5 protein-coding genes are annotated in these 6,492 nt (G+C 65.5%); all 5 read right to left on the reverse strand.

Annotated features, from left to right (window positions below):
• A complete protein-coding gene (locus ABFE16_03805) occupies nt 1–1,035 on the reverse strand; it encodes a hypothetical protein (GenBank protein ID MEN6344402.1) in 1,035 nt (344 codons plus the stop codon).
• Nucleotides 1,032–1,982, reverse strand: a complete 951-nt coding sequence (locus ABFE16_03810) for a radical SAM protein (protein ID MEN6344403.1) — start codon at nt 1,980–1,982, stop codon at nt 1,032–1,034. The genes ABFE16_03805 and ABFE16_03810 overlap by 4 nt, the downstream gene beginning before the upstream one ends.
• Before the next feature lie 108 nt (nt 1,983–2,090).
• Complete coding sequence (locus tag ABFE16_03815) at nt 2,091–2,447, reverse strand: DUF3795 domain-containing protein (protein MEN6344404.1); 357 nt, start codon at nt 2,445–2,447, stop codon at nt 2,091–2,093.
• A 131-nt stretch (nt 2,448–2,578) separates the two neighbouring features.
• Nucleotides 2,579–3,649, reverse strand: coding sequence for a hypothetical protein (locus ABFE16_03820; GenBank protein MEN6344405.1), 1,071 nt, complete (start codon nt 3,647–3,649; stop codon nt 2,579–2,581).
• A 209-nt stretch (nt 3,650–3,858) separates the two neighbouring features.
• Nucleotides 3,859–6,492 (reverse strand): hypothetical protein (locus tag ABFE16_03825; GenBank protein ID MEN6344406.1); only part of this gene is annotated, 2,634 nt, incomplete at its 5' end.

Raw genomic sequence — 6,492 nt, forward strand, 5'->3', positions numbered from 1 at the left:
TCAGTTACGTGGCCCCGCGAGCGGCCCAATGTACTGCTTCGCCACCACCACATCGTCGAACCAGACCTTGCTGACATGACCGGCCGGGGCCTCGGTGATGTAGAACAGGAGCCAGAGGAAGTTGAGCTTGAGGTCCTCGGTGCTCCGCCACCGAAGCCCCTCGAAGGGCTCTCCTCCCTCGGCGACCTTGAAGGTCTCGCGGTCACCCAGAGCATCGTTCCAGCGGAGTCCGGTCCCGCCCTGGCCGATCAGGAAGTGGTCGAAGGTCCACTTCCCCAGCGGGTAGCCCGGTCCAAGGTGGCTGATGAGCTTACCGTTCTTCCACAGCGCAACCTCGCCGTTGTGGGCACCGGCGGGGCTGTTCAGCTTGATCATCAGCTCCATGCACTGCCATTGCCCGCGCTCCGCAATGGGCTGCTGCGGGTCGGTGAAGCAGTTGCCCCAGGTCTGGCCGCGCGGCGGGCTCCCACGCATCTCCATCCAGTAGGCATAGTAGTTCCATTTCCACGACGCGCCGAAGGGCTCGACGCCAACGGTGATCCTCTCGTCCCCGCGTGGGCGCTCACCGGCTCCTCCCTGTGCCCAGGGCGTCGGCGGTGCGTAGCCCCCCACGTGGAAGAAGTGGTGGATGGGGAAGCAGTCGGGATCGAACTTCACGTAGAAGCGGTAGAAGAGCTGGTCGCAGCTCTGCGGCAGGCGCCGGTAGAGCGTGCACCCGTTGCCCTGTCCCCCCAGGTGGGTCATCAGTAACGACTGCTTGCCGCCACTTCCCGGCGGGCAGTCTGCCGAGAGTTCCTGGCGGCCCTGAACCTGTTCCCAACGCGCCTGGAGGGCCTTGACTGAGGGCTCCTCGAAGTCCTCGACCATCACCACAACCGGGTCCCCGGATAGCCCCACATCCCCCGGGTAGCGAGCCGCGATACCGGGACCCTCCGGCATCGTCGGCCCGACTGCCTCACTCACAGCCTCGTGACAGGCTCCCAGAAGCACGACCGCAAGACCGACCGCCACCAGTGCGAGCAGGCCTCGTCTCATCGTGGCACCACCTCATACACCTGTCTTGGCCCGAAGCCCTCGGGCATGTACTGGACCAGTTGCCGACGCAGGTCAAAGCAAAGATGGCACTTCGAGGCGTAGGCGGGCAGCGGCGTGATGCCGAAACGACCCGCCAACGGAAGAAGCGCCGCCGGTCCTCGGGCAGCCATCTCACGCAGGAGAGGCGTGTCCTGAACATGCTGAGTGCGGCATAGGTCGCGGACGCGGTGGTTCCTCGTGTTCCCGAGGTTGAGGCCGGGGCACCAATCCGGCCGAACGAACCCGTAGGGGTCGACCTGTATCTCCTGAAGATGATCGACGTCCAGGTCCTTGGTGCAATCCCGGTCGAGCAGCGCCTCCAGCGGCACCGGCTCGACCAGAGGCGCCAGGTCAAGAGCAGCACGACCGATGAAGTGCACGCCCGGTCTCGCTACGAGCCCGCCAGTCCCGGCATCCATCCCCTGGCGCTCCCCCTCCTGTGCCTGCGTTAGGGTCAGTTCCTCGGGGTGAACCTTCTCGCGGCCGAACAGCTCCCAGGCGATGCTCACGCCACGGTAGACCCGTTCAGCCGGGACGAACTCCTGGTGATAGTGGTCGACGCTGAAGTACATGCCTTGCACGCCGGCCTCCTGCAGCCTTGAGAGCCGTTCCCGCGTGAGGTCGTCGGAGGTACACCACGAGCCGTTGGACTCGACGAAGGCGACAGGAACGCCCGCGGCGGTCAGGGCTCGCACCATCTCCAGCACATGCTCGAAGTACAGGAGCGCCTCGCCTCCGGCAATCAGCACGGCCCGTCCAAGAGCGGCGAAGTCGAGACCATACTGCACTGCCGCCTCGACGCTGACCAGGGCCCCGTCCTGCCCGGGCGCAGCCATCACCAGACAGTGACGGCACGCCGCACTGCACCGGTACGTCATCATGATCTGCCCGTTGTAATGCGGAACCACGCGCCCACTCCTGGTGGTTGTCAGCAATGCACATAGTCGCGGGACCCAGGAACGGCACTCTCCGTCAGGCCCGGGGAGTCCAAGCCCTTGCCCGAGAGTCAGCAGCCGCTATCCCCCGGTCGAGAGCCGCTGCAGGTTCTCCCTCGCGGCGGGGACGTCGGAGAGCAGTCCGGACAGGCGGCCGCAGGTCGGCCACTCCGCGCACTCGGCACAGGTCTTGAAGCCTCGCGACCGGCAGCAGCCACGGATCGGGCAGCGGCGGCAGCCGATGAACACCGGCTCTGACTCACAGGTGCACCCGCGGCAGACCATGTCCTCCGGCTGCAGCTTCACTCCGCCCCAATGCTCCTCCGCGGTTGCCTGCCATTCGGCGATGCACCGAGCCTGAGCGTCGCGATCCCCCGCGAGGGTCGCCTGGTACACGTTGCAGGTCGTGCAGTCGAGACCACAGCATGCAAGCTCCATCGTCGTCTCCTGTTCGTGGTGAATCTGTACGCCCTGCAGTTGCCCTGCCTTCTCCTCACGGGTCGGCCGGCAGCCGGACCAAGACCACCCTCAGCGCAAGGTCGCCACATCGTCTGACGGCGGCGTTCCCCTCACTTCATCAGCGGCAGTGCCTGCTCAAGGAGCGCGATGCCCGCCGCATAGTGATCACGTGCCTTGCTCAGGATCGGCCACAGCTTCTCATTCCGCGCCGCGTCCTGCGCAGGCGAATCCCAACCCACAAGCGCCTCGGCCTTGTCCAGCGTGACCGCCTCTGCGTTGAACTCCCTCGCTGCGCGGACCAACACCTCGTCTGCCTCGGGGAAGTGCGGGGCGATCTGTCGCAGGAACTGGCCGGCAGCACGGTGCGTCGAGCGGTAGATGCCAAAGCAGTACGCGTCTCCCAGCTCGCGCTGAGCGCCCGGGTCCTTGAACTTCTCGGCCCAGCGGTCGTAGGCCCTGAGGCCCTCCAGCATCACCCACTTCCCACCACCGAGCTTGTCCACATTGAGCTGGTCGTGAGCGTGGCGCACCGCTTCCTTCACAGCAGCGATCTCGGCGGCATGCGCATCGAACTTCCCTGTCCTCTCGCCCACGAAGATCGCACCGAAAGCCGGACAGATGTTCACGGCCTCTCGCGCACGGTCCTGTTTGGCCTTCGCGTAGCCCTCCAGACCGGCGTAGGAGCCCCGGCCGAGAAACACGCCCTCGACGTCATCATAGCCCGCCACCACATCCCACTCGGCCGACGTGAAGGCGTGCCAGACCAGGACCGGACGCCCGGCGCGTATACTGTCCTTCACCTTCGCAATCATCGCCAGGGTGTTCGGACCCAGCTTCGGGTCCTTGGCGTCGTCGGCCAGGTGCTGCTCCGTGTACTCGTACCCGAGCCTCTTGAGGAGGGCGGTCGGCCACGGGCCGCCCGAGGAGGACGTCGGTGCACAGGGGCAGATGCCCGCGATGCGGAAGGCCGCACCCGAGATGCCCTGGAGGTACGCCGGCGTGTACTCATCCCCGAGGGCCTTGAGCACGACCCGCACACCTTCGCAGCACGGCTCCATCACGCGGTAGTGGTCCACGTTCTCGATGACCATGCGTCCGCCTCCCGCTGTCTGCGCTTCGGACACTACGGCCAACATGACCAGGCATCCCACCATCAGGCCCAGCCGACCAATACATCGCATCCCTGTCCCCTCCCATAGCTGCGTCTATCCATCGGGCGACAGCACCGCCGGCGTTGTTCGGCAAGCACCACCCCGGTTCCTGTCCCATGAGGCATCTGCTGACGCCCTCCGGAGAGGGTAAGGGCACGCGCACCCGGCTAGGGATAGGCGACAACCCCGCGCTCGGCGGGGTTGTCGGCTTCTGCACAGGGGAACGCGGACCTCGCTGTCTATCCTGCTTTGAGCACAACCACCACTGTGCCCTGCGGATCCAGGTTCAGCTCAAAGCTGTCCTTGTCGATGGGCACTGTCTCTCCTGTCGGCGCCTGGGTTGCGGTGCAAGTCTTCATCCCAAGCGCAGCGGCATCGATCTTGACCTTCGTCTTCGCGGCGGCCTTGTTGGGGTTGTGCAAGGAGAGGTAGACGGTCTTGCCCGCACCGAAGCGCTCGATCCGGATTGCCTTGCTCAGGGCGTCCTTCTCCTGCGCGGCCTGAGGCGTGGCAACCGAGGCCTGCGCCAGCGTGATCGGTTCCCAGCCCGCGGCCGACATCTGTCGCAGGAGATTGGCGTAGCGCTGCATGACCTCGACCTTATTGCCATGGCCGGGGTAGATGCCGTGCAGCAGATGCCACGCGACCTCCCAGTCCGGACGCGGATCATAGGGCAGGTCGGTGCAAGGCTTGCGATAGGCGATCGCGCGCATGAAGTCGGGATCACCGAACTGCGTGGCTTCGGCGCCGAAGATATCGAGGTACACGCCGGCGAAGGTCAGCCACGCCGGTGTGCTGGTGCTGCCCCAGGAGCAGTTCGCCATGAGGACCTTGCCGCGTGAGTGCATGTCCTGGGCGAGTTCGCGCATCCACTCCAGGGTCGTGAAGTTCGCCGCCTGTACCGGGACATGCTCAAGGTTCGAGAAGGTCAGCGGGATCGATCCATACTTGAAGTGCTCGCGGCGGTAGTTGGCCCGCTCCTGGCCATAGCCGCCCAGTGAGTCGAGGCCGATGCCGTCGAACTTCCCGCCTGCTGCCTCCATCTCGCGCAGGCCGGTAGCGAGGTACACGTCACTGTTGAAGCGGCCCTTCCCGTTGGGTATCGTCGGGTCGAGGTTGCACGGGAAGATGTTGCCCCACTTGCTCTCCCCCATCCAGGAGTACTGGCCGATTCTGCTGTACAGATTGCCATCGATGTCGTAGTAGCCCGAGTTGACGGCGGCCTGTGCGATGCTCTGCAGAGACTGACGCAGGGAGTGCTCCTTCACCCATAGGCCCGGTGCGTAGCCCTTCGCGTAGCTGAGCTTCTCGGTCTTCGCCATCTCGGCCTCGTCACCGGCAGCGAGCTTCCGCAGTCGGTCGATGCACTGCTCCGGTGTCGGATGGTCCTTGAAGTCGCCCATCGTCAACTGCAAGTACTCGGGCTCTATGTACAGGAGAGCCAGCGGACCGTGGGCGTTGTCCCACTTCACGGCCTCCGAGCCGCTGGGGCCCCAGTGGAAGCCAAAACCGGCATCGAGCGCACCCGGCATGTCCTGCATCTTGCCCCACACGAACCAGCCACCCTCCTTGGCGGGAGAAACACGCCGGGTGAAGAACTCGGGGAAGAAGCCGTAGTAGCGCTGCAGGGCCGAGCGGAAGCCCCAGGCCGGATCGTGACGATACAGCAGCACCCGGAAGGGAACCGTCGCCAGGGAAGACCCGTCGATGCGCTTCTCGGGCACGAGGCCGAAGTCCAGCGCAACATAGAACAGGTTGAGCGAAGGGTTGTAGGCGATGCGGTGCGAGACCGGCTCATCCATCCGGATGGCCAGCGAGAGTCCAGCGGCGGCTTCGGGAGTCGGTGAGGGCTGTGCGCCGGAGGATGCCTGAAGGCCGCGTGTGATGGCGCCCAGGGGATACCGCGAGTGTGCACCGTTGAGACCCCAGGCACGGCCCGTCTCAAGGCTCGCGAACTCGCCCACCGGGTCGGTCCCGGTTCGCGAAGCGGCGATGCTGTCCCACCACGTCCACGCATCAGGCGCTGCCGGGACCGCGAAGTACACCGTCACGGCGCGGTCCTTGCCGGTAAGGTCCGTAACTCTGCCTGCGATCTCCAGGTACCCGCCGTGGCTGCGATAGGTGGCGTCAACCCCAAGGCCAAGATCGGTCATGCGAGCCGACTGCTGCACCTCGTTCCCCTTCTGCTGTATCTGGCCACCCACCATCGTCGGCAGTCCACCGGCAGCCACATCACGTACCAGGAGCCCCGAAGGCTGTGCCGTCGCAGCGCCAACCACCCGGCCGTCGAGGGACACGGCGTTCACATCGCCGCCGGTGCCAAGGGTCAGCTCAAGGCCGTCGTCGGTCGCCACCTTCGCCGCGGGCGAGGTCTTCCGGCCGCTCAGCTTGTTGCCGTCGTAGACCTCGGTATCGAACACCGTGGCCTTCTCACCGGCGCCCTCAAGGTCGATCTTGGCGAACTCCCAGCGATAGTTGTGGGGCTTGGCCGGGGCAGCGTCATACAGATAGATGTCGACCTGGCGTATGGCGGTGCGCTTGATCCCCAGCAGCCAGTCGGTATACTCGACCCATTTGCCGGGAGGCGCCGAGTGCCAGATTCCCTGCTGCGTCATCGGGTGGTCTGCGAGGTCCTCGCGACGGGTCTTCTCGTCGTAGAACACGACCAAGGCCTGCTTGCTGCGAATCTCGGCGTTGTCGGAGGTCACCCGCATCTTCAGGCGCATCCGCATGTACCGGCTCCAGTCCTGCGGTTGGCTGAACTGGATGCGGAGCTTCGGGTAGTGCTCCTTGGCGCCATCGGAGACGATATCGACCGCAACCTTGGCGTCCGGGGTCTGGAGCATCGTCATCGTCGCGCCGGCGGAGTCGAC

The organism is Armatimonadia bacterium (genome assembly GCA_039679385.1).
Taxonomy (GTDB): Bacteria; Armatimonadota; Zipacnadia; order Zipacnadales; family JABUFB01; genus JAJFTQ01.